The sequence below is a fragment of the Usitatibacter rugosus genome, from assembly GCF_013003965.1.
In the GTDB taxonomy this organism is placed as follows: Bacteria; Pseudomonadota; Gammaproteobacteria; order Burkholderiales; family Usitatibacteraceae; genus Usitatibacter; species Usitatibacter rugosus.
On record NZ_CP053069.1, the window covers coordinates 1,187,576 to 1,213,796 of the forward strand.

General features: G+C 67.2%; 25 protein-coding genes. 9 read left to right on the top strand and 16 right to left on the bottom strand.

Annotated features, from left to right (window positions below; genetic code table 11):
- The first annotated feature begins 38 nt into the window (after positions 1 to 38).
- Positions 39 to 323: a hypothetical protein gene (locus DSM104443_RS06020; protein ID WP_171090409.1), complete on the top strand. Its 285-nt coding sequence runs from the start codon at positions 39 to 41 to the stop codon at positions 321 to 323.
- 13 nt (positions 324 to 336) lie between these two features.
- Here the strand turns inward: DSM104443_RS06020 and nthB are convergent, their stop codons facing one another.
- The 7 genes from nthB to DSM104443_RS06055 form a co-directional block, all read right to left on the bottom strand.
- Positions 337 to 954, bottom strand: a complete 618-nt coding sequence (gene nthB, locus DSM104443_RS06025; protein WP_171090411.1) for a nitrile hydratase subunit beta — start codon at positions 952 to 954, stop codon at positions 337 to 339.
- Between the two features lie 10 nt (positions 955 to 964).
- Entirely contained in the window at positions 965 to 1,540 is a 576-nt protein-coding gene (locus DSM104443_RS06030; RefSeq protein ID WP_171090413.1) for a nitrile hydratase subunit alpha, read from the bottom strand.
- A 43-nt stretch (positions 1,541 to 1,583) separates the two neighbouring features.
- A complete protein-coding gene (locus DSM104443_RS06035; RefSeq protein WP_171090415.1) occupies positions 1,584 to 2,228 on the bottom strand; it encodes a hypothetical protein in 645 nt (214 codons plus the stop codon).
- Positions 2,228 to 2,995 carry a methanethiol S-methyltransferase gene (gene mddA / locus DSM104443_RS06040; protein WP_171090418.1) on the bottom strand — a complete coding sequence of 256 codons (768 nt, stop codon included), beginning with the start codon at positions 2,993 to 2,995 and terminating at the stop codon, positions 2,228 to 2,230. The genes DSM104443_RS06035 and mddA overlap by 1 nt, the downstream gene beginning before the upstream one ends.
- 127 nt (positions 2,996 to 3,122) lie before the next feature.
- Positions 3,123 to 4,199 (bottom strand): alpha/beta fold hydrolase, encoded by a 1,077-nt coding sequence (locus DSM104443_RS06045; protein WP_171090420.1) that lies wholly within the window; start codon positions 4,197 to 4,199, stop codon positions 3,123 to 3,125.
- A gap of 19 nt (positions 4,200 to 4,218) precedes the next feature.
- The gene (gene aqpZ, locus DSM104443_RS06050; protein ID WP_171090422.1) at positions 4,219 to 4,938 is read right to left on the bottom strand and encodes an aquaporin Z; all 720 of its coding nucleotides are present in this window, start codon (positions 4,936 to 4,938) and stop codon (positions 4,219 to 4,221) included.
- Positions 4,939 to 4,984: 46 nt separating this feature from the next.
- Positions 4,985 to 5,224: a hypothetical protein gene (locus tag DSM104443_RS06055; RefSeq protein ID WP_171090424.1), complete on the bottom strand. Its 240-nt coding sequence runs from the start codon at positions 5,222 to 5,224 to the stop codon at positions 4,985 to 4,987.
- A 265-nt stretch (positions 5,225 to 5,489) separates the two neighbouring features.
- Between DSM104443_RS06055 and DSM104443_RS06060 the strand changes: the two genes are divergently transcribed.
- Together DSM104443_RS06060 and DSM104443_RS06065 are read left to right on the top strand one after the other, a co-directional pair.
- Positions 5,490 to 7,424: a putative bifunctional diguanylate cyclase/phosphodiesterase gene (locus DSM104443_RS06060; protein ID WP_171090427.1), complete on the top strand. Its 1,935-nt coding sequence runs from the start codon at positions 5,490 to 5,492 to the stop codon at positions 7,422 to 7,424.
- Positions 7,425 to 7,504: 80 nt separating this feature from the next.
- Positions 7,505 to 7,870 (top strand): hypothetical protein, encoded by a 366-nt coding sequence (locus tag DSM104443_RS06065; protein ID WP_171090429.1) that lies wholly within the window; start codon positions 7,505 to 7,507, stop codon positions 7,868 to 7,870.
- A gap of 79 nt (positions 7,871 to 7,949) precedes the next feature.
- Here the strand turns inward: DSM104443_RS06065 and DSM104443_RS06070 are convergent, their stop codons facing one another.
- Entirely contained in the window at positions 7,950 to 8,378 is a 429-nt protein-coding gene (locus DSM104443_RS06070; protein WP_171090431.1) for a hypothetical protein, read from the bottom strand.
- Positions 8,379 to 8,509: 131 nt separating this feature from the next.
- Between DSM104443_RS06070 and DSM104443_RS06075 the strand changes: the two genes are divergently transcribed.
- Complete coding sequence (locus DSM104443_RS06075) at positions 8,510 to 9,574, top strand: COX15/CtaA family protein (protein WP_246232540.1); 1,065 nt, start codon at positions 8,510 to 8,512, stop codon at positions 9,572 to 9,574.
- A 4-nt stretch (positions 9,575 to 9,578) separates the two neighbouring features.
- On the opposite strand, the gene DSM104443_RS06080 is transcribed toward DSM104443_RS06075, so the two are convergent.
- The 8 genes from DSM104443_RS06080 to DSM104443_RS06115 all read right to left on the bottom strand — a co-directional run bounded on the left by DSM104443_RS06080 (position 9,579) and on the right by DSM104443_RS06115 (position 17,966).
- Positions 9,579 to 10,007 carry a hypothetical protein gene (locus tag DSM104443_RS06080; protein WP_171090436.1) on the bottom strand — a complete coding sequence of 143 codons (429 nt, stop codon included), beginning with the start codon at positions 10,005 to 10,007 and terminating at the stop codon, positions 9,579 to 9,581.
- 132 nt (positions 10,008 to 10,139) lie between these two features.
- Entirely contained in the window at positions 10,140 to 10,913 is a 774-nt protein-coding gene (locus tag DSM104443_RS06085; protein ID WP_171090438.1) for an SDR family NAD(P)-dependent oxidoreductase, read from the bottom strand.
- 65 nt (positions 10,914 to 10,978) lie between these two features.
- On the bottom strand, positions 10,979 to 11,719 hold the full coding sequence (locus DSM104443_RS06090; RefSeq protein ID WP_171090440.1) for an SDR family NAD(P)-dependent oxidoreductase: 741 nt from the start codon (positions 11,717 to 11,719) through the stop codon (positions 10,979 to 10,981).
- Positions 11,720 to 11,889: 170 nt separating this feature from the next.
- Positions 11,890 to 12,792 carry a branched-chain amino acid ABC transporter permease gene (locus DSM104443_RS06095; RefSeq protein ID WP_171090442.1) on the bottom strand — a complete coding sequence of 301 codons (903 nt, stop codon included), beginning with the start codon at positions 12,790 to 12,792 and terminating at the stop codon, positions 11,890 to 11,892.
- Positions 12,793 to 14,073 carry an ABC transporter substrate-binding protein gene (locus DSM104443_RS06100; protein WP_171090444.1) on the bottom strand — a complete coding sequence of 427 codons (1,281 nt, stop codon included), beginning with the start codon at positions 14,071 to 14,073 and terminating at the stop codon, positions 12,793 to 12,795. It lies immediately after the preceding gene.
- A 184-nt stretch (positions 14,074 to 14,257) separates the two neighbouring features.
- Positions 14,258 to 15,163, bottom strand: coding sequence for an NAD(P)-dependent oxidoreductase (locus DSM104443_RS06105; protein ID WP_171090446.1), 906 nt, complete (start codon positions 15,161 to 15,163; stop codon positions 14,258 to 14,260).
- Positions 15,160 to 17,106 carry a bifunctional 5-dehydro-2-deoxygluconokinase/5-dehydro-2-deoxyphosphogluconate aldolase gene (locus DSM104443_RS06110; RefSeq protein WP_171090448.1) on the bottom strand — a complete coding sequence of 649 codons (1,947 nt, stop codon included), beginning with the start codon at positions 17,104 to 17,106 and terminating at the stop codon, positions 15,160 to 15,162. The genes DSM104443_RS06105 and DSM104443_RS06110 overlap by 4 nt, the downstream gene beginning before the upstream one ends.
- Positions 17,103 to 17,966 carry a MurR/RpiR family transcriptional regulator gene (locus DSM104443_RS06115; protein ID WP_171090449.1) on the bottom strand — a complete coding sequence of 288 codons (864 nt, stop codon included), beginning with the start codon at positions 17,964 to 17,966 and terminating at the stop codon, positions 17,103 to 17,105. The genes DSM104443_RS06110 and DSM104443_RS06115 overlap by 4 nt, the downstream gene beginning before the upstream one ends.
- 60 nt (positions 17,967 to 18,026) lie before the next feature.
- Between DSM104443_RS06115 and DSM104443_RS06120 the strand changes: the two genes are divergently transcribed.
- The 5 genes from DSM104443_RS06120 (at position 18,027) to DSM104443_RS06140 (ending at position 26,025) form a co-directional block, all read left to right on the top strand.
- Positions 18,027 to 19,016 carry a branched-chain amino acid ABC transporter permease gene (locus DSM104443_RS06120; protein ID WP_212756985.1) on the top strand — a complete coding sequence of 330 codons (990 nt, stop codon included), beginning with the start codon at positions 18,027 to 18,029 and terminating at the stop codon, positions 19,014 to 19,016.
- Complete coding sequence (locus tag DSM104443_RS06125) at positions 19,013 to 19,753, top strand: ABC transporter ATP-binding protein (protein WP_171090451.1); 741 nt, start codon at positions 19,013 to 19,015, stop codon at positions 19,751 to 19,753. The genes DSM104443_RS06120 and DSM104443_RS06125 overlap by 4 nt, the downstream gene beginning before the upstream one ends.
- Positions 19,753 to 20,448, top strand: a complete 696-nt coding sequence (locus tag DSM104443_RS06130; protein ID WP_171096252.1) for an ABC transporter ATP-binding protein — start codon at positions 19,753 to 19,755, stop codon at positions 20,446 to 20,448. Before DSM104443_RS06125 ends, DSM104443_RS06130 begins: the two co-directional genes overlap by 1 nt.
- Positions 20,449 to 20,450: 2 nt before the next feature.
- Positions 20,451 to 21,065 (top strand): ATP-binding cassette domain-containing protein, encoded by a 615-nt coding sequence (locus DSM104443_RS06135; RefSeq protein WP_171090454.1) that lies wholly within the window; start codon positions 20,451 to 20,453, stop codon positions 21,063 to 21,065.
- Between the two features lie 175 nt (positions 21,066 to 21,240).
- On the top strand, positions 21,241 to 26,025 hold the full coding sequence (locus DSM104443_RS06140) for a collagen-binding domain-containing protein (RefSeq protein ID WP_171090456.1): 4,785 nt from the start codon (positions 21,241 to 21,243) through the stop codon (positions 26,023 to 26,025).
- Positions 26,026 to 26,221: the final 196 nt, after the last annotated feature.

Here is a 26,221-nt window from a genome sequence, read left to right on the forward strand (position 1 = left end):
GCACCGATGGGCATAGGCCGACGGGTATATGCTCGGCCATGACCTCTCAATTCATCCTCGAAGATGTGTCCATCGTGGAGAACGATTTCTCCGCCGATTCCCGCGACAAGGAAGGCATGAGGATCGTGACCTACGAGACGAGGCGCAGCATCTCGCTGCACTTCGCCGTGGAGCACATCGTGCAGATCGAAGCCGTGAAGGACAGCAAGGCGGGCGAGCTGCGCTCCATCATCACGCTCACCTCCGGCAAGCGCTACATCACGCGGCGCGGTGCCCAGGAGCTGTGTGCGGCGATCGGCAAGCTCGGCGTCGCAGCGGCCTGAGCGTCCCCCAGGGCTATACGGCGCGTTCCAGGTAGCTCTCGAACACCCCCACGTGCACCAGAGCCGGCTCGGCTGAGTCGGGCCACAGATCCTCGCTCCTGAAGCGCACGTCGTAGGTCGGCTCGTCCGCGGCCTCGATGGAATGCGCATGCGCGTCCGGGAACGGATAGGCGGGCGTCACACCCACGACGATGCCGCTCTTGCCGCGAATGTAGCCGGGCATGCGCACGTGGCCGGGAACGTGCTCGGAGCGGACGCGGACGGCATTGCCGACCTTGAACGCCTGCCGAGTCGCCACGTTCGTGCGGCCGGGCGCGCTTTCGGCAGCCAGCGGGAACACGCCACCGGCTCGCCGTTCCAGCTCCTCGTGCGTGACGATTCCCTTTTCCACGCACAGCGTCGCGAGGCTCGTGAGCGACCGTTCGTAGTAGCTCGCCGTGAGGTAGTGCCGCGGCTCCATGCGTTCGATGGCATGGCGGTACTCGTCCATGTTGAAAACGCCCGAGCGGACGGCGAACGCATAGAGCGAATTCACGCGCTTCTCCCACTCGGCGTGGAAAGCGCCCGCATTCAACGTGTAGCGAACGGGTCCGAAGCCCTGTTTGCCGCCGAGATCGTGGATGCCGTCCATCGTCCGTCTCCTAGAGGCGAGCCACGCCGATCATGCCGTCGCGCGTGACGACCTCCGCGAGCTTCTCCTCGGGCCAGCCGATCGTCTCGGGCGGCTGCACGGGCAGCACCATGTAGCGCGTGTCGGTCGTCGTATCCCAGACGCGGATCTCCACCTCGGGCGGAAGCTCCGTTCCCATCTCCTTCAGGACCGTGCGCGATTGCCGGACGACGCGCGAGCGATATTCGAGGTCCTTGTACCAGTCGGGCGGCAGCCCGATGATCGTGAACGCGGTGCAGGAACAGAGCGTGCAGCAGATGACGTTCTGCAGCGTGGGCGTGTTCTCGAGCACGACGAGGTGGCGGTGATGCTTCGGCATCGCGAGGCCCAGCTCGGCGACGGCATCGCGGCCGTTGGCGAGCAGGCGTTTGCGGAACGCGGGATCGGCCCACGCCTTGGCGACGACGCGTGCACCGTTGCGCGGCACCCACTGTTCCTCCGCGAGGTGCGTGAGCTCCTCCACGGCCTTCGACGTATCCAGTCCGTGGGCGTCGAGCGCGCCCTGGATGGCTGCCACGCGCTGCTCGATGGGGGCGATTCTGGTCATGCGGAAATGCTACACCGCCGGAGGCGGCCCCTGGCGGACGCCGCTACCTTTTCCGCTCCGTGCACTTGATGACCTCGGTCGGCGTCGGAAGCGCGAGGCAATCCCGCTTGTCCGAGTCGTCGCCGGGGTTCCTGGCGGGCGGGTTCATGTTCAGCCGCGGTGCCGCAGCGGGTGCAGGTGCGGCGCTGACGGGAGGCGTGCCACCGACGTAGCGGAAGGTCTCGCTGGCGACGAGCACCTCCGGCCCGCCCGTGACCGTCGCGCGCACGGTGTAGATGCCGGGCGCGTCGGCGGCGAGGAGCTTCGTGTTCGTCGTTGGCCCGAGCATCACGGTGCGGACCTCGGGTTGGTTCGCGATCGTGAACCGGCAGCATTGCTTCGCCTCGACCCTCGTCACGCCATCGGGCCCGACGAACTCCACATCGGCCACCAGTTCCATGACGCCCGCCGCCGGGGGACGCAAGCCGCTCACGACGATCGGAAAGTGGATCTGCCGCCCCTCGGGAACCTCCTTCAGGCTCGGCGGGTAGGTGCCCGCGGTGCCTGCGGCGGCGGTGGTCCGGAGCCAGTCCTGGAAGCCGTCGACCGACTCGACGACGAGGACCTTCATCGCCGGCTGTTGCGCGAGGGCGGCCGGGGCGACGGCGGCCGCTGCCATTGCGAGGACGAGGAGGGGTGCGCGGATCATCACCCTTCGGAGTGACGGATCGGGCTCGGAGTTCCCCGCGATTTCCATTTCAACCCCGGCACCAGCATCGGCACGCGCTCGCGGTACGACGCGTACGAGGCTCCGTGCTCCTTGAGGAGGTCCCGCTCCTCGAGCTGCAGCGCGACGAGGATATAGGCCGTGGTCACCGCAGCGAACAGCAGGTGGCCCACGCTCATCGTCGGCGCCGACCAGAACGCGATGATGAAGCCCAGCATGATCGGGTGGCGCACGAAGCGGTAGAAGAACCGCTCGACGTAGTCGGGCGTCGTGTAGACGCGGCCGCGCGCATGCAGCCACGCCTGGCGCAGGCCGAAGAGCTCGAAGTGGCTGATCATGAACGTGGACAGCAGGACGATGAGCCATCCCGTCGCGAAGAGCGCCCACACGACCGTCGCGGCGGGTCCTTGCACCTGCCACACCGTCTCCGGCAGGGCGCGCCACCCGAAGCAGATCGCGAAGAGCAGCAGGCTCGCCGCCAGCACGAAGGTCGCGCGCTCGATGGGCGGCGAGACGAATTGCGTCCACCAGCGCTTGAAGCCGGGGCGCGCCATCACGCTGTGCTGCAGCGCGAAGGCGGTGAGCAGCAGCAGGTTCACGATCACCGCCGCCGCGAGGGGCGAGGCCGGGCCGCTGTCGATCGTCTTGGGCACGAGGAAGCCGCCCAGCCACGCGATGGCGTAGAGGAACGACGCGAGGAAGATCACGTACGAAAGGGAGGCGTAGAGCAGGCTGGCGATGCGGGTCACGGTCGGTCTCCAGGGAAGCGCTTGGAGCGCAGGCTCCCACGATGCCTCCGGGCCGTGCCCGGCGCATGAGTCCCCTGTCCCGGTCGCACGGCCACGCCAGGGCCCGGCCGGGACCACGGTCCCGGGTTCAGGCGCCGCCCATCCCGTGCTCTCGCGCGAGCACGATCGCCTTCGCCCGGTTCTCCACGCCCAGCTTGTCGAAGATGCTCGTGATGTTGTTGCGCACCGTCTTCCCGGAAATGCCGAGCTGGGTGGCGATCTGCGCGTTGTCCAGGCCGCGTGCGATGCAGTCGAGGATGCCCGCCTCGCGCGGCGTGAGGGAAGGGAATGCGTCCGTTGTCTCGTCGCCCGCGGCCCGGGGCACGAAGGCCTCCAGGGCCTCGAAGAACTCCGCGTACGCGGGCTCCTGCGGCAGCAGCACGTGGTTGTCGGATTCGAGCGGCAGGAATTGCGCGCCGGGAATGAGCCCCGCGATCACGCGGCCCTCCTCGAAGGGCACGCGCCGGTCGCCGCGCTGGTGCATCACCAGCGTGGGGCAGCGCACGAGCGGCGCGGACGGCGTGGCGTCGATCATGTAGTAGGAGCGCACCAACCGCGCCGCATTGACGGCCGAGCACGATACGCGTTGCAGGTCGCTCAGCGATGCGATCTGCTCGGGCGTGGCGCCCGGTGCGAACTGCATCGCGAACATCGTGCGGTAGCTGCCGTCCTCGCGGCCCCAGCCGGCCTCGATCAGCTGCACGAGCGCCTCGAACTCCGACACGCGCTCGGGCGGAAGGCCGCGCTTCAACACGCCGCGCGCATAGCCGCCGAGAATCACCAGCGCCGTCACGCGGTCCGGATGGCGTGCCGCATATTCGATCGCGATCGCCGCGCCCTGCGAGTGGCCCATGAGAGCGAAGGTGTTGTAGCCGGCCGCGTCGACGACGGCTTCGAGGTCACGCACGCTCGCTTCGAACGACACGTCCTTTACGTCGGCATCCGAAAGCCCACAGGCGCGTGCGTCCATGCGCAGCAGCCGATGCCCGCGCGAAAGGCCGTCGATCCACGGGCGCCACAGCGGGCTCTGGTATTCGTACTCGAGGTGGGTGAGCCAGTGCGGCGCCTTGACGAGCGGCGTGCCCTTGCCGGTGACGGTGTACGCGAGGCGCGTACCGTCGGCGCTGGCGCAGAAATGGATAGGAGGCGGTGCAGTAGGCGGCATCGCCCCCAAGATTACGCGATTAGTGCTTTCCGACGATCGGCGCCGGAGCGGGATCATCCTCGGAGACGAAGCGATAGGCGAGGGCGCCGATCGCGGCGCCGACGATGGGCGCGACCCAGAAGAGCCAGAGCTGCTCCAGCGCCCAACCACCCGCGAACACCGCGACGCCCGTACTGCGCGCGGGATTCACCGACGTGTTGGTCACCGGGATGCTGATCAGGTGGATCAGCGTGAGGCAGAGGCCGATCGCGAGCGGCGCAAAGCCCGCCGGCGCGCGGCCATGCGTGGCGCCCATGATCACGAAGAGGAAGAACGCGGTCATCACGATCTCGCACACCGCGGCCGCCGCGAACGAATAGCCCCCGGGCGAATGCGCGCCGAAGCCGTTGGAGGCGAAGCCGCTCTTCGCGGCATCGAAGCCGGGGACACCGCTCGCGATCGTATAAAGGATCGCGCCCGCGGCGATGGCGCCCAGGACCTGCGCGGCAATGTACGGTACCAACTCCTTCGCGGGGAAGCGTCCGCCGGCGCAGAGGCCGATCGACACGGCGGGATTGAGATGGCAGCCGGAGATGTGGCCGATGGCATAGGCCATCGTCACGACGGTGAGGCCGAAGGCCAGGGACACGCCGTGCAGGCCGATTCCAACGTTCGGGAAAGCGGCCGCGAGGACGGCACTGCCGCAGCCGCCGAGCACGAGCCAAAGGGTTCCGAGGAACTCCGCGCCGTATTTCTTCATGGTCACCTCCGGGCTTGCCTGCTGGAGGCAACCACTCTAAGCCAACTCAGTTCTGGGCGTATCCCCACTCGACGACGGCTTTCGCAGCCGCGGCGCGGGTATAGAAATAGCCGTTGCGCTCGAAGCCCGGCACCAACAAGGGGCTCCAGCGCGCGACATGCAACGTTTGGGTGCCGAAATCGAGATAGGCCGGAATGAAGCCCAGCGCAAGGTACTCGTCAGCATGCGTTTCGAACCGGATCGCGTTGTCGTACTCGAGACGCTCTTGGTTCATCAGGGGTTCCATTTGGACCTCTCCTAGGGGCGATCAGCGCCCTTGCATGGAATGAAGTGTCCGACGGAACCACGCGCTTCGTCAGGGGTGAATGTCCCTTTTCGGGCGTCGAGAAATGCGGATAGCAAAAGTAGGACACCGCACTTTTCCACCTCGGACAAATCCGATGACGCCGATGCACCGTTTCGGCGATTGCAATTGCAATGGGGTGAAGCATGCGTTTTTGTGACGCACTTCACGAGCGAATATAAGTAAACACTGCAAGATTCGCGCAGCCATGGCCGCCCTCCCTTACCTCCTCGAAGACAACGCAAGAGTCCTGCAGGCGGTGCGGATGCGTCGGTTCTGGCTCGCGGCGTCGGTCTACATCGTCTCGATACCCCTGCTCGGCTTCGCAACCTTCGTAGGCCTGATCGCGCGCGAGCCGGCGCTGGTCGCGGGCACGGCGATGGCTGTCGTGAACATCGCGTTCTTCTGGCTGCTGCGCAACGGCTACAACCTGCGCTTCGGCGACCCCAGCCTCACCTGGCTGCAGATGCTCACCGCCACGACGCTTCTGATGTTCGTGGCCTATAGCTTCGACCGCAGCCGCGGCGTCGCCCTCCTGATGTGCCTGGTGATCCTCGTGTTCGGCGTGTTCCGCTTCAAGGTGCGCGAGTACATCTTCGCCTCCGTGGTGATGCTGGCCGGCTACGCGGCGGTCATCAACCTCGCGATGTGGAAGAAGCCCGACACGGTGGACGTCTGGCTCGAGTTCTACCAGTGGCTCACGCTCGCCTGCGTCCTCCCGCTCTTCGGCTACATCGGCGGGCGCGTGAGCGACCTTCGCATGCGCCTTCGCCGCACCAACGACGAGCTGGGTGCCGCGCTCGGCACGATCCAGCGCATGGCGACGCACGATTCGCTGACGGGCCTGCCCAACCGCGTTCTTTTCAACGAAACGCTCGAGCACGCGATGTCGCAGGCGACGCGCCACAAGCATCCGGTGGCGCTGCTCTACATGGACCTGGACCGGTTCAAGAACATCAACGACACGCTGGGCCACCCGGTCGGCGACCGCGTGCTGCAGATCGCGGCGCGCCGCGTGGCGAGCGCCGTGCGCGAAAGCGACGTCGTGGCCCGCCTGGGCGGCGACGAATACGTGGTGCTGGTCGAGAACTACCGCAATCCCGAGGACCTGGGCGAAGTCGCGCTGAAAGTGATTTCCGCCCTCAGCGCCCCGCTGGAGATCGACGGGCATCCGCTCAGCCTCTCGGTCAGCGTCGGCATCTGCACGTTCCCCGCGGATGCCCGCGATGCGCCGGCCCTGGTCGCCAATGCCGACTCCGCGATGTACCGCGCCAAGGAGCTGAACCCCGGCGGCTACTGCTTCTATTCGCAGACGAAGGACGAGCGCAGCGTCGATCGCCTGGAGCTCGAGGCGGAGCTGCGCCACGCCGCGGAGAAGCACCAGCTTCGGCTCCACTACCAGCCCAAGATCGACATGGCCTCGGGCCGCGTCGCGGGCGTGGAAGCGTTGCTGCGCTGGCAGCATCCGCGCTGGGGCCTGATGCAGCCGGACCAATTCATTCCGCTCGCCGAGGAGACCGGGCTCATCGTCGGCATCGGCTACTGGGTCGTGCAGACGGCCTGCCACGACGCCAAGTCGTGGAGCGACGCGGGCCATCCGCCGATCTCCGTCGCGGTGAATCTCTCCGCGCGCCAGTTCCGCCAGGAAGACCTCGCCGAACGCCTGGGCAGCATCGTGCGGGCCTCGGGCCTTGCGATGAACCGCCTGGAGCTCGAGATCACCGAGAGCATGGTGATGCGCGACCCCGACGCCGCCGCGGACGCCATGAGGCGCCTGCGCGCGATGGGCATCCGCCTCGCCATGGACGACTTCGGCACCGGCTACTCCTCGCTCGGCGTGCTGAAGCGCTTCCCCATCCAGAGCCTGAAGGTCGACCGCAGCTTCGTGCGCGACCTGCCGCACAACGGCGACGACGTGGCGATCACCCGCGCCGTCATCGCGATGGCGCACAGCCTGCGCATGGACGTGGTCGCCGAGGGCGTGGAACACCAGGGCCAGTTCGACGCACTCCTCAAGGAAGGCTGCGACCAGTTCCAGGGATATTTTTGTAAGCCCCCACTCACCGAACCGGACCTGGTGCGCTACCTCGAGGACGAGCGTCGCCGCCCCGAGGTCCCTGAAATGATGCCCTCGGTAGTGTGATATTCGGCATAGCGTCGCAACTCGCGGCGCGTAGGATGGTCTGTGCCTGAGAAGGCATTTCCCTCCTGAAGGAGGCCGATATGAAGCGCGTCTGCAGGGTCGTGGGCTTGATCGCCGCGGTGGGCGGACTCCAGGCTTGGGCGCTGGATATCGAGCCGACCAGTCGGCAAAAAGCGATCGCCGCTGCCGTCCCCGCATCCATCCCCGCCACGGCCGCCCCCGGCCGCCAGATCGAGCTTCCCGAATTGCGTGCCGGTGTCGACGCCAATGGCCGAACGCTCACCGGGGCATGCACCCTGGGGAGCGTCGAGCTCTGCTACGACTCCCGGGAAGGACGGCTGGTCTATCGGCCCACGCGCAACTGGATGCCGGCGATCGAAGGCCTCACGCCCGAGCACATCTCGGTGCGGCGCGATTCCGTCGTCTTCAAGTATTCCTTCCGGTAGTCCGCGTTCCCCGCGCTGCTCGTCTTCGACGAGGTGTCGGAAAAGCTGCGTGCGCGAAGGCTGAACTGTCGCATGGCGATCAGGCCGGTCCGTCGAGCGCGCGAAGCGCCGCGTGGCGCTGGTCGATCGCGATCTGCCGGCAGGTGTTGCGCGAATCGTTGTCGAAGGCTTCGCAGCGCGCATTGTCGACGGCGAGCTCGCCTTCGATACGGGCCTTGCGGGCTTCGGCTTGCGCGGACACGGTCCCGAGGTAGCGCGCCGTGAGCTCCGCCATCAGGATGCTTTGCTGCGCCTGGGTCTCGGTGCCGCACACCGAGGCTTCGTAGCCGGCGAGGCTGGCGCAGTGGACGCGTTGCTTGCGCACGTCCTTTTCGATGTTGCGCGCGGCCGCTTCGTAGTCGCGCTCGCTCATGAGCGTGGCGCGGGGGCCATCGACGGCTGCGTAGACGAGAGAACCCGCCGCGATGCCGGCGAGACCGAGACTGACGAGGAAGTGGGCGCGTTTCATGGAAAGCATCGTCGCTCCGGCCCCCCTCCAAGTCTGTAAGACGGCTTGCGCCGGATCTACATGAAGCGCTGAATCCGGCATCGGACGGGTCTTACGTCGCAGGGGCCGCCACAACCTCTAAAATGGCGTCCGTGTCCCTCCGCAATCCCGATTTCGCCTTCGCCGGCTCCCATTCGCTCCAGGTCGCGCCCCGCGGTCCCCGCGCCGTGGCGGTGTGGCTGCTCGTGTGCTGCGCGCTGGTGTTCGCGATGGTGGTCGTGGGCGGGGTGACCCGCCTGACCCATTCGGGCCTCTCGATCGTGGAGTGGCAGCCGTTGATCGGCGCGGTGCCGCCTCTAAACGATGCGGCGTGGGAGGCGGAGTTCTCCAAGTACAAGCGCACGCCGGAATTCAAGCAGCGCAACTTCGACATGACCGTCGAAGGCTTCAAGGGCATCTTCTGGTGGGAGTACGCGCACCGGCTGCTGGGGCGGGCGATCGGCGTGGTGTTCCTGCTGCCTTTCCTCTACTTCCTGGCGCGACGACAGCTGGATAAGCCTCTCGCGTGGCGGCTGGGCGGCATCTTCGTGCTGGGCGGGCTGCAGGGCGCGCTCGGCTGGTACATGGTCGCCTCGGGCCTGGTGGACGATCCGCGCGTGAGCCAGTTCCGGCTGACGGCGCACCTCACGCTGGCCTTCCTGATCTATGCGGCGATGTTCTGGGTCGCGCTGGGGATCCTGGTGCCGGAGCGCTACGGGTCTCCGCCGGGGCTTCGGAAGCTCGGCTCCCTGTTGGTGGTCCTCGTGTTCGCGATGGTGGTGACGGGGGGCCTGGTCGCGGGCATTCGCGCGGGCTATGCCTACAACACCTTCCCGCTCATGAACGGCCATTTCGTCCCGCCCGAGATCTTCATGCTGCAGCCGTGGTGGAAGAACTTCGGCTACAACATGGCGACGGTGCAGTTCGACCATCGCATCGTCGCCTGGGCGCTGGCGATCCTCGTGCCCCTGGCGTGGCTCCAGGCCTGGCGGTCGCCGGCGGTCGCGCGGCACGCCTCGTGGGCGGCGACGGCGCTGGTCTTCGCCGTCTCGCTGCAAATCGCCCTGGGGATCTTCACGCTGCTGCTGCGCGTGCCGGTGGAGCTGGGCGCCGCGCACCAGGGCAACGCCGTGATCGTGCTCACCTGCGCGCTCTGGCTGCGGCACGCGCTCCGCTGAGCGCTCAGCCTTCGGCCTTGACGGCCATCAGGGACCGCGACTTTTCCGCGTGCGCCGCGACGATGCAGTTGTCGCGCTGGAAGCCGGTCACGAGGAAGCACTTGGAGCGGTCGACGTCGAATCTCGAGGCGATGCGGGCGAGCATCGCTTCGCGCGAGGCCCGGAACGTACCTTTGTAGCGGGCGTCGAGCTCGGCCAGCATCACGCGCTCGCTGGCGACGTTCTCCGCGCGGCAGACGTGGCTGTCGGGACCGCGGAGCGATCCGCAGGCGAGCTGCAGGTCGCTGGTCTCGGCCGTGATGGCGCGCTTGAGGGCGACGTAGTTCTCGGTGGTCATGAGCGAGGGCGTGGAGACGACAGTGGCGCCGATGCCGACGGTGGTGGCCGCGGTCAGCGCGGTGGTCAGCAGGACCATCAGGTGGATCTTCTTCATGTTCGCTCCGGACTGGCTCATGGGACTGAGCCATGGTCGAAGGAATGCGCCTTCAACTCTGTCGGAGTGGTTTTCCCGCGGGGCCGGACGCACACGGAATGGCGCGTCGGAATCGTCCTACTTGGCGGGAAGTTATTGCGTCGCGGTGATGCCGCCGTCCAGGTAGAGCACCTGGCCGGTGACGAAATCGGAGGCCGGAGCGCAGAAATAGAGGGCGGCGGCGGCGATGTCGCGCGGCTCGCCCACGCGCCCGAGCGGGATGCGCGCGAGGAGGGCCTCCCAGCGGCCCGGATCGGACTGCCACTTCTTCGCCGCCTCGGTCAGCACGACGGTGGGCGCGACGCCGTTCACGGTGATGCCGTGCTGGGCGAGCTCCACGGCGTGCTGCTTCACCAGCATCACGAGGGCGCCCTTGGTGGCGCAGTACGCGGAGTAGCCGTAGCCCTTCATGCCGAGCATCGATCGCACGGAGAGCAGGTGCACTTGCTTGCCGCCGCGGCCGCCGGCCACCTGGTGCTTCGCTGCCGCCTGCGCGAAGAACATCGCCGAGCGCAGGTTGGTGCGGTAGATCTCGTCGAAGGTCTCTTCGGTGACTTCCGCCACCTTCTGCTCGCGGTTCTTGCCGACGCAGTTGGCGAGGATGTCGAAGCGGCCGAATTCGGAGGCGACGGCGTCGGTGGCTTTCCGGATGCTGTCGACGCTTTCGGCGTCCACTTCGAGGCCGATGGCCTTGTGGCCCTTCGCGGTGAGCTCTTTCGCCAGGGCCTTGGCCTTGTCCGCGCTGCGACCCGCGATGGCGACGCTGGCACCCGCTTCCGCGAGCATTTCCGCCACCGCGCCGCCCAGGCCGCCGTAGCCGCCCGGCACGAAGGCCACCTTGTCCTTGAGGTCGAAGAGCTCTTTCATGGGATCGGTTTTAGATTAATTGGGGTCAGACTCCCATTACGAAATGGGAGTCTGACCCCCATTAATCAGTCCATCTGGAGGCCGCCGTTCACGTCGACGATCTCCCCGGTGATGAAGCCGGCCAGGGGAGAGGCGAGGAAGCGCACGGCGTGGGCGAATTCGTCCGGCTCGCAGAAGCGGCCGACCGGGATCTGCGACAGGAGCTGGCGGCGCTGCGAGTCGTTCAGGCCCTCGGTGATCATCGGCGTCTTTACGTAGGCGGGCGAGATCCCGTTCACGGTGACGCCGTGGGCCGCCGCTTCCCGCGCGAGGGAGAAGGTGAGCGAGGTCATGGCGCCCTTGGAGGTGGAGTACGCCGTGCCCGCGGTGAGGCCGCCGGTCTTGGCGGCGAGGGAGCACACATTGATGATGCGGCCCCAGCCGCGTGCCTTCATGCCCGGGAGCACGGCTCGCGACCAGTAGAACGCGCCGTCGAGGTTGATCGACATCACGCGGCGCCATTCGCTGTCCGAGGTCTGCTCGGCCTTGTCGTTCGAGAGCACGCCGGCGTTGTTCACCAGGATGTCCACCGGCCCCAGCTCGCCTTCGATGCGCTGGAACGCCGTCTTCACGCTCATCGAATCCGCGATGTCGCAGGCGACGCCGAGCGTCTTGCCGCGGAGGAACCGCGCGAGGTTGTCCAGCCGCAGCGCGTCGATGTCGACCAGCGCCACCTGCGCGCCGTCCTCGAGCAGGAACTTCGCTGCCGCCGTGCCCATCGTGCCCGCCGCGCCCGTAACAACCGCGGTCTTTCCAGTAAGTGTCATGAATTAACTGGGGTCAGACTCCCATTTCGAAACGGGGGTCAGACTCCCTTTCTTTGTCGCGTTCGTTGAGTGTTGGGGTGGATGTCGATGTCGTGTTGGGTCCTGCCGCTCCTATTTTGCTTCGAAAATGGGAGTCTGACCCCAGTTTCGAAATGGGAGTCTGACCCCAATTAATTGTCCAGGGCGCTCTTCTTGCCGAAGAGGCCGCGGGCGCGGAAGGTGACGACGAGGATGAAGAGGATGTACATGGAGAGCAGCGACCACTCGGAGGCATAGGCGCCGGTGAGGCCGACCACCAGGCCCACCATGAGGCCCGCGACGACCGCGCCCCAGAAGCTGCCGACGCCGCCCAGCACGATGATGAGGAAGGCGGGCACCACGGCATCCACGCCGACGTGCGGGCGGATGCCCCAGATCGGCGCCATCACGATGCCGGCGATCGCCGCCAGCGCCGTGCCGAGCGCGAAGACGCCCGTGCGCAGCTTCGCGAGGTCGTAGCCGAGGGCGCGCACCATCTCGCCGTCGTGCGCCCCGGCCTTGATGATCGCGCCGTACTTGGTCTTCTCGATCAGCAGCCACAGCATCACGATCAGCGCCATCGCCGCGGCGCACGCGAAGAAGCGGTACTTCGCATAGATGAGGTCGCCCAGCAGCACCGCGCCGCTGATCGACTCGGGCACCAGCAGCGTCTTCTCCTGCGAGCCCCAGGTGACGCGGATCATCTCCTCGATCACCAGCGCCGCGCCGAACGTGAGCAGGAGCCCATAGAGCGGATCCTTGCCGTACGTGCGACGCATGCACAGCTCCAGCAGCATGCCGAAGAGCCCGACGGCCACCGGAGCGAGTGCAAGCACCAGCGCATAACGCACGCCGAGCGGGAGCCCCGCGAAGGGGCTCCAGCCCATCATCGTGAACGCGACGTACGCGCCGAGCGCAAAGAGCGAGCCGTGCGCGAGGTTGATCACCTCCATCACGCCCACGATGAGCATGAACCCCAGGGCGATCAACGCAAACAGCAGCCCCAGGGACAGCCCGTTCAGCAGGTGCGGCAGGAGGTTGGCGACAAAATCCACCTACACCTCGTACGTCGGCGTCGCTTCGTACGTCTCCAGCTTGCAGGCGCCGGCGGCATCCTTGTCCTCGGCTTCCTGCGGTGTGGCCGCCGTGAGGATCTTGAAGATGTCGTCCTTCTCCGCGGGCTGGTCGTTGTACGTGGCCATGTAGATCGTCTGCTGCATCTGGTGCGTGGCCGGGTTCATGTATGCGTCGTACGTCTGCATGCGGTCCTTGGCGCTCACCTTCAGGTTCTCGAGCTCCTTGATCACCTTGATGTTGTTCGTCGATCCCGCACGCTCCACGGCCCGCAGCAGCTCGCGCGTCGCCATGTAGCCGTTGTAGTAGACGTTGCCCGGCACCTTGATCTGCACGCCCGGGTAGGCCTTCTGGTACTTCTCGACGAATTCCTTCACGCCCGGCAGGTCGAGGCGGTAGTACCAGTTGGTTCCGAACACGCCGAAGATGTCCTCGGGGCCGAGGCCGTACACATCCGGCCAATCCTGCTGGTTGTTGATGAAGGCGAAGCTCTTGTTGAGCTTCAACTGCACGACCTGCTTGCGAAGCGCCTTGATGTCGTCGCCGCCAACCGCCGCGGCCACCACGTTCGGCTTGATCTGCTGCAGCTTGAGGAGGTAGGCGCTGAAGTCGCGCGTGTTCTGCGGGATCAGCAGCTCCTCCACGATCTTGCCGCCGTTCGCCTCGACGATGGCACGCGTGGCCTTCGACGTGTTGTGGCCCCACACGTAGTCGTTGGTGAGCAGCACCCAGTTCTTGCCGTTCACCTTCATCGCGTTCTTCACGATGGCGTGGGCGAAGTTGGTGCCGTTGCCGTCCCAGACGAACTTGGTGCGGTGGCAGTCCTTGCCGGCTTCGGTGGGCGAGCTGGAGTTGGTGTTCAGGAACACGCAGCCGTACTTCTGCGCGACCTGCGAGATGGCGTTGGCCACGCCGGAGTGCAGGGCGCCCACGAGGAAGGCGCATTCGTTGCGCGTGATCATGCGCTCGGCGACGCGCGAGCCCGTGGCCGGCGTCGTCTCCGTGTCCATGTGCAGCGCTTCGATCGTGCGGCCCAGGACACCGCCCTTCTCGTTGAACTCCTTGATGGCCATCATCGCGCCGAGGCGCTCCTCGCCACCGGAGGCTCCGTACTGGCCGGAGGCGTCCATGGTGAGGCCGATCACGAGGGGCTTCTTCGTCGCGGCTTGCGCCCAGGCGCGGTTCACGGCCCAGGGGCCCATGAACGTGGTGGCGGATCCGGCGGCTATCGCTTGCAGCAGGCTTCTGCGGTGCTTGTTCATGGATGTGTCCTCCGTCTTGGTTTTAGAAAACTAGGGCGGGTTGAACCACGGAGGACACGGAGGACGCGGAGGAAAAGCAAAAGAGCGTCATGGGCAGTGATCGGGCAAACATCGCGGTCCACCCTGAATTGCCTTTGCTTTTCCTCCGTGTCCTCCGTGTCCTCCGTGGTTCCATTGCTTTTCTTTATTTCTTTTTCACGATCTGGAGCGAGTTCAGCTTTTCCTGGGCTTCGATCATCGAGGGAACCATCTTGTCGCCAAGGCCCAGCGCCACGGCGAGCTCGAACGATTGGTGCACCGCCTCGCCCACGAACGAGGCGATGGGCAGGCTCTCCGCGAGGTGCGTGTAGTAGCGCATGTCCTTCGCGCCGTTCACGATCGCGAACTTCATCTTGGTGAGGTCGCCTTCGACCGCGCCGCCGGCCATCATCTGGAAGATGGGCGAGTTGAGCGCGCCCATCGAGACCACCTTGAAGAGCATGTCGGTCTTCACCCCCGCCTTGGCGGCGACGGCGAAGGCTTCGGCGATCGAGGCCACGATCGTCATCGCCATGAAGTTGTTGATGAGCTTCAGCGTGTGGCCGGCGCCCGGGGGGCCGACGTGGAAGATGTTCTCGCAGAACGCGGCGAGCACCGGCTTCACCTTCGCGAAGTCGTCGTCGGAGGCGCCCACCATTGTGTTGAGGCGGCCTTCCTCGGCTTCCTTCGGCGTGCGGGCGAGCGGGCAGTCGACGAGCGTCGCACCCTTGGCTTTCAACGCCTCGCGCAGCTCCGCCGTGGAGCCGGGTTCCGCGGTGGAGGTCTCGATCACGACGAGGCCCTTCTTCGCGGCCGAGAGCACGCCCTCGGGGCCGAGGATCACGTCTTCCACTTGAGGGGAGCCGGTGACGCAGATGATCACGAAGTCGGAATTCGCGGCCACCTCGGCGTGCGTCTTCGCTTCCTTGGCGCCCGAGGCGAGCAGGTCCGCGGCCTTCTCGCGGTTCTTGTTGACCTTGAGCGTGACGGGGAAGCCCTTGGCGAGCAGGTTCTTCACCATGCCGTGGCCCATCATGCCGACGCCTATGAATCCGATGCGGGGATTGCTCATGCGATTTTCTCCTTGCCGGCCGGGGCTCGTGCAACGGCTGCTGCCGCTGCCTCCCAGCTCGCGATGATGTCTTCGTAGCGGTGCGCCACGTCTTCGATGACCTGCTCGTCGTTCCAGCGCCCGGCGAACCAGTGCTCGGCCGCCGGCGCGAAGATGGATCGGCCCACGGCGAAGCCGCGGACCCACGGGCTCTTCACCGCGGCGGCGAAGCTCTCGCCCAGGTGCTGCGCCGAGGCTTCCATGCCGAGCACCAGGATGCCGCGGCACAGGGGATCGTTTTTCGAGATGAGCTTGTCGACGGCTTTCCAGTCGGCGCCGTCGACGCTGGGCGGAAGCTTCCACCAGTCCGGACGGATGCCGGCTGCATAGATCGCCTCCAGCGCTCGCGCCACCGGATGCTTGCTCGCGGGCACGCGCGTGGGCGGAATGATCTCGAGCAGCAACTCGCGCCCCGTTTCCGCGCAGGCGCGTGCAGCGACGCGCATCTGCTCCATCTGGAGATCGCACAATTCCTGCGGATCGTCCGGGTGATAGAACACCAGGCACTTCACGACGTGTTCGGCAGGCCAGGTGCGCAATTGAAGGCCCAGCGAGCCGCCCGCTTCGAAGGCGAGCGGGATGGATCCCGGCAGCTCCACCGGCCGCGCGACCCAATGGCCCGCGGCGGTGAGGCGCGGCAGGATCGCTTCGCAATAGCGGTCGTCGACGATCACGCCGCCGCCGGGATGGCGCGAGGCGCAGCGCAGGAACGCATCGCACACCAGCGCCTTGAAGGCCGCGATGCGATCTCCGGGCGCGCCATCCGTCCCGGCGATCGTCTCGAGCTGCGAGCGGTGGTCGAACGCGAGGATGTAGAGCGGCGTATGGAGCGGCCGGCGCACGCTGGCACGGTGCACGTGCTCCAGGTCGGCATCATCGCGAAGCCTCGGCGTGCTCGAGCCCTTGGTGAGGAAATGATGCAGCTCGATTTCCGTGGGCATCGCCGGCGCGCATCCGTGGCGCGACACGACGATCGCCCCGCAGGCGTTGGCGTAGCGGCAACACGTTTCCAGCGGCTCATCGCGCAGCCAGCCGCGGAGGAACCCCGCCATGAAGGCATCGCCCGCGCCGAGGACGTTGAACACCTCGATGCGGAAGCCGGGCACCACCAGGCCTTGTTCGACGGCCTGAGGGATCGCGCCCTCGAAGCACACGCAGCCGTGCGGGCCGCGCTTCAGCACGAGGAGCGCCTGGGTGTGGCTGCGGACGTTGCGCAGCGCCGTGAGCACGTCCCCGCTCCCACCCGCCACGCAGAATTCTTCCTCGGTGCCGACCACGAGGGTGCACGCGGGCAGCAGGCCCGTGATGCGCTCCGTGGCGGCCGCACTGGCCGCCGCGCGTTCGGCGCCGCCGGCGTGGCCGACGATGCCCCACAGCACCGGGCGATAGTCGATGTCGAGGATCACGCGGCCGCCCGACTCGCGGGCCGCATGCACCGTGCGCTCCACCGCGGCGTGCGTGGACGGCGTCGAGAGGTGCGTGCCCGAGATCAGCACCGCGCCGCAGCGGCGGATGAAGGCCGGATCGATGTCCGCCTCCACGAGCCCCATGTCGGCGCAGTTGTCGCGATAGAAAAGGTGCGGGAAGTCGTCGCGGTCGCGGATGGCGAGGAACACGAGCGCGGTGAGGCGCTTGGGATCGGTCGCGACCTGCGAGACATCGACGCCTTCACGTTCCAGGGCCGCCCGGACGAAGCGTCCGTTCTGTTCGTCGCCCACGCGCGTGAGCATCGCGGGCCGCAATCCCAGCCGTGCGGTACCCACCGCGGTGTTCGCGGGCGAGCCGCCGACGTAGCGCGCGAAGGTCGAGAGGCCCTCGAGGCTGGTGCCGATCTGCTCGCCGTAGAGATCCACCGCCGCGCGGCCGAGGCAGGCGAGGTCGAACTCGCGGGCGGTGCCGCTCATTTGCCGCGCCTCGCGGGACGCTTCGCCTTGGCGCGCGTCGTTCCCGTGAGGTGGTGGCCCACGCTCACCACCAGCGCCTGCGCGAGGCAGATGGGCTCGACCAGCGAGCGGAACGGGCGGTCGCTGTCGTCGCCGAGATCGAAGGCCACGGTGGCGCTGCGTGCGAGCGGGCTCACGGCGCTGTCGGTGATCACCACTACGGGCACACCTCGGCGGTGTGCGTCGGCGGTGAGCTCGAGGACTTCGGGCGTGTAGTTGCGGAAGCTCACGGCGATCAGCGCATCTTCATCGCGAATCGCATGGACCTGCTCGCGAAGCATGCCGCCCACGCCGTCCAGCAGCGAGACGGGGAGCTCGAGCTGGCCCAGTGCATAAGAAAGGTAGCAGGCCACCGGAAAGGCACGGCGCTGCGCGAGAACGTGCGTGCAGCGCGCGCGGGAGATGATCGCCACCGCGTCGTCGAGGCGCTCGGCCGTCACGTGCTCTTCCAGGTGGGTGAGGTGCGCGATGGAGTCGGAAACGAAATCGTGCAGCACCGCCTTGGGCCGCGAGAGGTTCGGCTCGGCGCGGCGCATGGTGGCGATGCGCTCGCGGTAGCTGGAGCTTCGCTGCACCAGCTGCTCGCGGAAGATGCGCTGCATCTCCGAGTAGCCGCCGTAGCCCAGCGTCTGCGCGAAACGCACCATCGCGGAAGGTTGCACCTCGCATTTGCCCGCGGCCTCGGCGACCGTGTCCAGCGCGACATCGTGCGGGCGCTCGAGCGCGAACCTCGCGATGGCCTGCAGCTGGCGGGACAACGTGGGGAAACGCCGGCCGATCTCGGCACGGATCTCTTCGTAGTTCGCGGCGGGGTGGCTCATGTCGAGGATATTAGAACAAACGTTCTTGCTTATTGCAACTTTGGAACGTATATTTAATTCGTGAACGCGAACCTCCCCCGCGCCGCGGCATTCCCGGTGCCATTGCTCATCACGATCGCCGTGCTCGCCACCGCACCGCTCTGGATCGTGAAGGTCGGCCTCTATCCTTATATCGCCCTCGAAGTGATGATCTGGATGATCTTCGCGCTGGGCTATAACCTCCTGCTCGGCCACGCGGGCCTGCCCTCGTTCGGGCACGGCGCTTTCTTTGGTCTCGGCGCGTACGCGTGCGGTCTCGCGCAAGTGAAGCTCGGGGCTCCGCTCTTCGCCGCGCTCGCCGCGGGTATCGGCGCCGCGGTGCTCGCCGGTGCGCTGGTGGCCGCGTGCATCTCGCATCGCCGCGGCATCTACTACGCGCTGCTCACCATCGCGTTCGGCCAGGTGTTCTGGTTCATCGCGAACAAGTGGCACAGCGTCACGGGCGGCGAGGACGGCCTGCTCAACATCCAGCGCCCGCCGCTCGACCTCGGCTTCGCGAGCTGGTCGCTCAAGTCCAACGAATCGCTGCACTACGTGGTGCTCGCCGCGCTGGTTCTGGTCACGCTCTTCCTCTGGCGCCTGGTGCACTCACCGTACGGGCGCATCCTCGGCGCGGTGAAGCAGAACGAGGCGCGGGCCGCGTTCTCGGGCTACAACACGTGGCTCTATAAATGGAGTGCATTCACGATCTCGTGCGCGGTGGCCGGCCTTGCCGGTTCGTTCTTCGCGCTCGCGCAGCAATCGGCCTATCCCAACGTGATGAGCCTGCACAACTCCGGCTTCGTGGTGATGATGGTGCTGGTGGGCGGCGGACTCGTGAGCTTCTGGGGCCCGCTGATCGGGGCGGCGTTCTTTTTGCTGACGCGCGACCTGCTCGGCGCCTACACCGAGGCGTGGCTCCTCTGGTATGGCCTGGTCTTCATGGCGGTGGTGATCTTCAAGCCCGAAGGCATCGCGGGCCTGTGGATCGCGGGCCTGCAGCGCCGGCGGGCTGCCGCGGCGGCGCGATGAGTGCGTTCTTCGCGGCGAGCGGCCTCGCCAAGCGCTTCGGCGACCGTCTCGTCCTCCAGGACGTGAGCTTCGAGCTCGCCGAGGGCGAGATCCACGGCATCATCGGCCCGAACGGCGCGGGCAAGACCACGTGCTTCCACGTGCTCACCGGCAAGCACAAGCCCGATGCGGGGCGAGTCACGTTCCGCGGACGCGACATCACCGGCATGGAGCCGCGCAACATCGCGCGCCTGGGCATCGCGCGCTCCTTCCAGCTCATGAACCTCTTCGACGAATACAGCGCGCTCGAGAATGCAGCCATCGCCACGAGGGAGCTTCGCGCGCGCGGTTTCGATGCGCTGCGCGGTGCGGCCGGAGCGCGCGCCGCCATCGACCGGGCGGCGGCGGCGCTGGCGGATGTCGGACTTGCGGGGAAAGAAGACGTCCGCGCCAAGAGCCTCTCGTACGGCGACCGTCGCGCGCTCGAAATCGCCGTGGCACTCGCCTCCGATCCGCAGATGCTGTTCCTGGACGAGCCCACGGCGGGCCTCGGTGCCGAGGGCCTCGAGCGCCTCACCGCGCTGGTGAATCGCCTTCGCGGCCGCGTCACCATGCTCGTGATCGAGCACGACATGCGCTTCCTCTTCGGCCTGGCCGACTACATCTCGGTCGTTCACTGGGGGCAGGTGATCGCCCGCGGCACGCCGCACGAGCTGCGCGCCAACCCGTGGGTGCAGCGCTCGGGAATCGGCGCGTGATGCTGGCGATCGAGGGCATCGATACGTATTACGGCGAGTCGCAGGCACTCTTCGGCCTGTCGCTCGAAGTCGGCGCCGGCGAGGTCGTCGCATTGCTGGGCGCCAACGGAGCCGGCAAGACGACCACGCTTCGCTCCATCCTCGGCCTCACGCGGCCCCGCCGCGGCCGCGTGTCGTTCGACGGGCGCGACGTCACGCGCGAGCCCACGCACCAGATCGCGCGCGCCGGCGTGGGTTGGGTTCCGGATGACCGCCGCGTGTTCCCCGCACTCTCCGTCGCGCGCAACCTCGCGATCTCCGTGAAGCAGACGCGCTTCCGCTCGTGGAGCCTGAAGGAATGCTTCGAGGTCTTCTCGGCGCTCGAGCACCTGATGGCGCGCGACTGCGAGAACCTCTCGGGCGGCGAGATGCAGATGGTGGCGATCGCCCGCATGTTGATGGGCGGCCCGGGCCTCGTGCTGCTCGACGAACCGAGCCAGGGCCTGGCGCCCAGGATCGTGCAGCAAGTCATGGCCACGGTGAAGCGCCTGCGCTCCGAGGGCGCGGGCGTGCTCCTGGTCGAGCAGAACCTCGACACCGCGATCGAAGTCGCCGACCGGGCCTACGTGCTCGACCGCGGCTCGATCGTCTTCGCGGGAACGGCCGCGCAACTGAAGGGCGACGAGGCGCTTCGCCGCCGCCTGCTCGGAGCCTAGCGATGCTCTCGGTCGAGAAGCTGGAGAAGGTCTACACGCGCGGGCGATTCGATCGCACGCCCACGTTCACCCTGCAGGCCGATTTCAACGTTCCGGGGCCCGCGATCGTCGGCGTGATGGGGCCGAACGGCTCGGGCAAGACCACGCTCTTCGAGTTGATCACCGGCAACAACAGCCCCACGTCGGGCCGCGTCGTCTGCGCCGGCCAGGACATCCACCAGGTGCGCTGCGACGAGCGCGCGCGCATTGCGATGCACTACCACCAGTCCTACCAGGTGCGCTCGTTCCGCGACCGCCGCCCGTCGTTCATGCTCGAGAAGGCGCGCAGCACGTCGCCCTTCGTGCACCTCTTCGACGAGCCGCAGTTCAGCATCCAGGACGGCTATGTCGGTTTCATGCTCGATTTCTTCCGGCGGCTGCGCTCGGAAGGCAAGGTCGTGTTTGTCTGCCTGCATCCGAACGAAGCCTTCCAGGTCGAGCTGATGCAGGAGATCTGCGAGCGCTTCATCTTCGTGAACAAGGGGCGCATCACGGAAGCCGCATCGCTGCCGGAATTGGGCACGCACGCGCCTTTCCGCGAGTACCTGGGCTCTCTCGCGGGCGCGATCGCGACATAAAGAGTGCGCAGGCCCATTGCTTTTCACGATGCGATCCACGCATCGAAAAATTCGCACGACTGTTACAACTTTTCATCTTGCGCGAAGCTTGCAGCGGGGCGTAGAGTCCGGGAATAGAACAAACGTTCGCAGTAGACGAGCGAATAGAACAAACATTCCTGGAGGAGTGACGACCATGGCTAAGCTCGAACGCGCTTGCGCGCTGCTGTCCGCTGTTCTCGCGATGTTGATTCTCCCTGCCCACGCGCAGGTGCACACGAGTCCCAACGACGGCCCGGGCCTCGGCAACCTCACGTACACGCCCGCGGAGCTCTTCACGACGCTCTCGCGCATCGCGGCGCCGCCGACCACGCCGCGGCAGGGTCCCGGCAACGTCGACATGGTGAACGGCTACCTGATGGTGCTCACCGAATCCGACGGCGGCGGCACCGCGAACAGCGCGGCCATCGAGTTCTGGAACGTGGGCAACCCGCGGCTTCCGTTCCGCGTGGTGCGTCACAACAACGCCGAGACCTTCGGCAACCGCGAGAACCACGGCTTCGGCCTCTCCTCGAGCTATCCCGGCGACTACCTCGTCGTGCAGGGCCACAACGGCCTGCTCTTCTGGGACGTGACCGATCCGCTCAACGTCCGGCTGCTGAAGTACCTGGCACTTCCGGGCATCGCCGCGGGCGACTACTCGGGCGCGTGGTGGAGCTTCTGGCAGGCGCCGTACGTCTACGTCGCGGGCCAGGGCAGCGGCCTCTACGTCGTCGACGCGACCGATCCCTCGAACCCGGTGCTGGTGCGCCGGATGCTCACGAGCGAAATCGGCGGCTTCAACATCGGCATCGCGCAGGCGATCGGCAACCTGCTCGTGGTCGCCGGCTCGCAGAGCAACGGCCACCGCCAGGCGACGCTCGACATCAGCGACCCGGTGAACCCGCGCGTGCTGAACGTCTACAACCACGGCAACACCAAGCGCGGCTACAGCATGATGGTCGCCGGCGGCAAGGTGTACACCTCGGGCGGCGACGGCGGCCTGGTGCAGATGCATTCGTACAACCTCACGCACGACGGCGTCATCACGCCGCATCAAAGCGCGGGTCCTCTTCCGGGCACCGGCAACTTCGAGAACGGCGGCTACGCGAGCATCCAGTCGGGCTACGTGTTCTCGGGCTTCTCCAACCGCGCGGCGAAATTCAAGATCGATCCGGTGATGACGGCCGTGGGCCAGGCCGCCTCCGGCAACGCGGGCGACGACGAAGACTTCGCTGTCGCGCTCGGCAACGTGATGTTCGTCGGCGACGACCACGGCACGGGCTCGACGATCGTCGCGCACCAGGCCGAGCCGGACACGATCGCCCCGTGGATCGAATGGGTCCACCCGGCCGACGAATCGGTGAACCAGGCCGTGACGTCGCGCGTCGGTGTCTCCGTCTCCGAGATCTTCGACCTGGATTCCGCCAACGCGGCGACGTTCATCGTGCGTCCCGTCGGCGGCTCCGCGATCTCCGGCAAGTACAGCAAGCAGCACCACCTGCTGAACTTCTCGCCCGACCAGCCGCTGCTCGCCAACACCACGTACGAAGTGATCGTCGAAGGGCTGCGCGACTACGGCGGCAACGTGGGCGGGCGCTTCACGAGCACCTTCAAGACCGGCGCGCAGCTCGCCGTGACGGGCCTCACGTATGCGGGCGGCACCACCGCGCCGCTGGGCTCCGTCGGCCGCTTCACCAACGGCGTGCCGCTCTACAGCGACCGCATCCTCACCGGCACGCAGTACTTCGTGCGCACGCCGTACACGCCGTCGTTCGAGGGACGGACCTACATCCTCACGCGCAACGACGACAAGCAGGGCACGGCGATCGACTCCCTGCGCTTCGACCTCCACTACGACGCGATGGTCTACGTGCTGCTGGATCCGCGCGTGCCCGTGCCGTCCTGGCTCTCGTCGTGGACCGCCACGGGCGAGGTCGTCACCACGAGCGACGCGACGAGCCCCACCCGTGTCGTGTACTCGAAGGCCTTTCCGATCGGCCCGGTGGTGCTCGGCGGCAACGAGTCGCCGACGGCCAACGCGAGCATGTACAACGTGGTCGTGATCCCGGTCGCCGAATCGCCGCCGGATTGCACGCTGGACGCGCCCGGCCCGATCACGGTCGGCTCGGCCGGCAGCTTCTCGGCCACGGGCACCGGCGGCAGCGTGCGCTACTCGTGGGACTTCGGCGACGGATCGCCGCACACGGCGCTCTCGCCGACGCCCGGCGCCACGCATGCGTACTCGCAGCCGGGCCGCTACTCGGTCGTGCTGAACGTCTCGAACAACGCCGGCAACGGAAGCTGCACGGTGACGCAGGTGGTGCACTACCCGCTCACCTCGCTGCCCTCGAAAGCTTCGAGCACGATCGCGTACGGCAACGGCATCGTCTACGCCGTGAACGCGGACAACGACTCGGTGACCGCGGTCGACGCGGCAACACTGCTCGCCCGCTGGGAAGTCGTGGTCGGAACGCATCCGCGCACGGTCGCCCTCGCCCCCAACGGCGACGTGTGGGTCGTGAACCAGGACGACGCGTCGATCTCGGTGCTCCATCCGGTCACCGGCGCGGGCCTCGGCACGCACCTGCTGCCGCGCGGCACGCAGCCCTACGGCATCGTGTTCTCCGGCGACAAGGCGTATGTCACGCTGCACGCCACCGGTGAGCTCGCTCGCCTCGGCATGAATGGCGTGATCGAAGCACGGGTCGCGGTCGGACCGAAGCCGCGTGGCATCGCGATCTCCGGCGACGGCACCCGCATCCTGGTCTCGCAGTTCGTCTCGAAGGGGACGACCGGCAAGGTGCGCGAGGTGAATGGCGCCACGTTCGAGATGGTCCGCACGTTCGAGCTCGCATTCGACCCCGAGGAGGATTCGTCGGTCGCCGGCCGCGGTGCCCCGAACTACCTCACGAGCCTCACCATCAGTCCGGACGGCCGCAGCGTCGCCGTGCCCTCGAAGAAGGACAACCTCGCGCGCGGCCAGATCCGCGACGGGCAGGACCTCACGTTCGAGACGATGGTGCGGGCGATCGTGTCCGAGATCGACCTCGTGGCCAACGCCGAGAACCTGGTGGCGCGGATCGATATCAACGATCGAGCGATGCCGCAGGCGGCGATCTACAGTCCGTTCGGCGACGTGCTGCTCGTCTCCACGCAGGGCACGAACACGGTCGAGTTCTTCGACGCGCACAGCGGCAACACGCTGGGCAACGCGCAGACCGGCCGCGCCCCGCAGGGCATGGTGTTCAGCCCGGATGCGAGCCGCCTCTTCGTCCACAACTTCATGGGACGCTCGGTCTCGGTGTTCGACTCGGCCGACCTGGTGGCAGGCCGCGCCAACGCGACCCCGCTGCTGGCCGAGATCGCGACGATCACCGTCGAGAAGCTGCCGCCCGAGATCGTGCAGGGCAAGCGGATCTTCTACAACGCCGCCGACACCCGCATGAGCCGTGACCAGTACATCTCGTGCGCGAGCTGCCACCTGGACGGCGGCAGCGATGAACAGGTGTGGGACTTCCGCCAGGTGGGCGAGGGCTTCCGCAACACCATCAACCTCATCGGCAAGGCGGGCATGAAGCACGGCCGCGTCCACTGGACGGCGAACTTCGACGAGATCCAGGACTTCGAGAACGACATCCGGCACTTCGCCGGCGGCACGGGCTTCCTCTCCGACACGGTGTTCGCCGCCACGGCGAGCCCGCTCGGCGCCCCGAAGTCGGGCTACAGCGCGGACCTCGATGCGCTCGCGGCCTACGTCACGTCGCTCGACAAGTTCCCGCCGAGCCCGTATCGCCATGCCGATGCCGCGAACGGGGGCTCGTCGCCTTCCGACGTGGAGCTGGGCCGGCGTACTTTCGTGAGGAGCTGCATGTCGTGCCACGCGGGCGACAACTTCACGGACGGCAAGCGCTGGGATGTCGGCACGATCAAGCCGACCTCGGGAGTGGGCCAGGGCGTGCCGCTCGCGAACGTGGGCTTCCGCACGCCGTCGTTGCGCAACGTGTGGGCGACGAGCCCGTACCTGCATGACGGCTCCGCGGCGACGGTCGCCGACGTGTTGCAGAACACCGTGCACGTCGGAGCGCTCACCGCTTCGGAGAAGGTCGGCCTGCAGGCTTACCTGTCGCGCCTCGACGCGGCGGAGCCGGCACCGGCCTCCTGCCCGACCAGCACCGCCACGGGCAGCAACTACAACGTGATGGCGTTCGGTTCGGCGAGCCTGGTGAACGGCGAGTCGCACGGCTCGGTCGGCGTGGGCGGATCGGCGAGCCTCTCGTCGTACTCGATCGCAAGCCGCGTCACCGGCGTCACGGCCCGCCTCATCACCGGCGGCAGCGCATCGTGGAACAACGGCAGCGTGGGCACCGGAGGCTCGGGCGTGATCCGGGTCGCGGGTGCGGCCGCCATCGGCCAGAGTGTGGGCCGCAGCAGCCTGCAGTCGGGTGTGAGCGTCGAGAACTGGAATGCCCTGCGCGCGCAGCAGAACGCGCTCTCGGACCGCCTCGCGGCGATGCCGGGCACGCCGGGCGTGATGGGGAGCGGCAACTCGCTCACCTGCACGGGCACGAACGCGACGTGGAACGTCTGCACGGTGAGCGCGACGCAGCTCTCGCAAGCGCAGACGCTGAACCTCAATTACCCGGCCACCTCGAGCGTGCTGGTGAACGTGACGGGTGGAGCGGCCACGGTGCGCAACGGCCAGATGACGTGGAACGGGCAGCCGCTGCAGGGCAACGCCGCGGCCTCGCAGGTGATCGTCAACATGGCGCAGATGGGCGGCCTCGTGATCGAAGCCTGGGGCTGGGGCGGCACGCTCCTGGCACCGCGCGCGACGCTCACGCACCGCAACTCGGCCATCGACGGGCAGGTGATCGTCGGCACGCTGAGCGCCACCGCCAGCTACCGCTGCAGCATGTTCATGGGCACGTTGCCCCAATAGTCCCCGAGCGCCGGGGTCCTGGTCTCCCTGGGGGGATCCCGGCGCTTCTTTTCTTCCCGGGCACGCGCTCGCGTGCCTTTCGGTTTCGGCATTCGTCCATCCCTTTGCCGTCCACTATTGCCGCCCCTGCCGTCTGATCGTCCTACACCGCGCCCCCGGGCAGGCTGCGAGACTGGCCGCTTTCCAGCAGAATGAC

Bases quoted from the DNA above. Each gene is read 5' to 3' on its own strand.
- DSM104443_RS06020 (WP_171090409.1), top strand. From the start codon at position 39: ATGACCTCTCAATTCATCCTCGAAGATGTGTCCATCGTGGAGAACGAT.
- nthB (WP_171090411.1), bottom strand. From the start codon at position 954: ATGGACGGCATCCACGATCTCGGCGGCAAACAGGGCTTCGGACCCGTT.
- DSM104443_RS06030 (WP_171090413.1), bottom strand. From the start codon at position 1,540: ATGACCAGAATCGCCCCCATCGAGCAGCGCGTGGCAGCCATCCAGGGC.
- DSM104443_RS06035 (WP_171090415.1), bottom strand. From the start codon at position 2,228: ATGATCCGCGCACCCCTCCTCGTCCTCGCAATGGCAGCGGCCGCCGTC.
- DSM104443_RS06045 (WP_171090420.1), bottom strand. From the start codon at position 4,199: ATGCCGCCTACTGCACCGCCTCCTATCCATTTCTGCGCCAGCGCCGAC.
- aqpZ (WP_171090422.1), bottom strand. From the start codon at position 4,938: ATGAAGAAATACGGCGCGGAGTTCCTCGGAACCCTTTGGCTCGTGCTC.
- DSM104443_RS06055 (WP_171090424.1), bottom strand. From the start codon at position 5,224: ATGGAACCCCTGATGAACCAAGAGCGTCTCGAGTACGACAACGCGATC.
- DSM104443_RS06060 (WP_171090427.1), top strand. From the start codon at position 5,490: ATGGCCGCCCTCCCTTACCTCCTCGAAGACAACGCAAGAGTCCTGCAG.
- DSM104443_RS06065 (WP_171090429.1), top strand. From the start codon at position 7,505: ATGAAGCGCGTCTGCAGGGTCGTGGGCTTGATCGCCGCGGTGGGCGGA.
- DSM104443_RS06070 (WP_171090431.1), bottom strand. From the start codon at position 8,378: ATGAAACGCGCCCACTTCCTCGTCAGTCTCGGTCTCGCCGGCATCGCG.
- DSM104443_RS06080 (WP_171090436.1), bottom strand. From the start codon at position 10,007: ATGAAGAAGATCCACCTGATGGTCCTGCTGACCACCGCGCTGACCGCG.
- DSM104443_RS06085 (WP_171090438.1), bottom strand. From the start codon at position 10,913: ATGAAAGAGCTCTTCGACCTCAAGGACAAGGTGGCCTTCGTGCCGGGC.
- DSM104443_RS06090 (WP_171090440.1), bottom strand. From the start codon at position 11,719: ATGACACTTACTGGAAAGACCGCGGTTGTTACGGGCGCGGCGGGCACG.
- DSM104443_RS06100 (WP_171090444.1), bottom strand. From the start codon at position 14,073: ATGAACAAGCACCGCAGAAGCCTGCTGCAAGCGATAGCCGCCGGATCC.
- DSM104443_RS06105 (WP_171090446.1), bottom strand. From the start codon at position 15,163: ATGAGCAATCCCCGCATCGGATTCATAGGCGTCGGCATGATGGGCCAC.
- DSM104443_RS06110 (WP_171090448.1), bottom strand. From the start codon at position 17,106: ATGAGCGGCACCGCCCGCGAGTTCGACCTCGCCTGCCTCGGCCGCGCG.
- DSM104443_RS06115 (WP_171090449.1), bottom strand. From the start codon at position 17,966: ATGAGCCACCCCGCCGCGAACTACGAAGAGATCCGTGCCGAGATCGGC.
- DSM104443_RS06125 (WP_171090451.1), top strand. From the start codon at position 19,013: ATGAGTGCGTTCTTCGCGGCGAGCGGCCTCGCCAAGCGCTTCGGCGAC.
- DSM104443_RS06130 (WP_171096252.1), top strand. From the start codon at position 19,753: ATGCTGGCGATCGAGGGCATCGATACGTATTACGGCGAGTCGCAGGCA.
- DSM104443_RS06135 (WP_171090454.1), top strand. From the start codon at position 20,451: ATGCTCTCGGTCGAGAAGCTGGAGAAGGTCTACACGCGCGGGCGATTC.
- DSM104443_RS06140 (WP_171090456.1), top strand. From the start codon at position 21,241: ATGGCTAAGCTCGAACGCGCTTGCGCGCTGCTGTCCGCTGTTCTCGCG.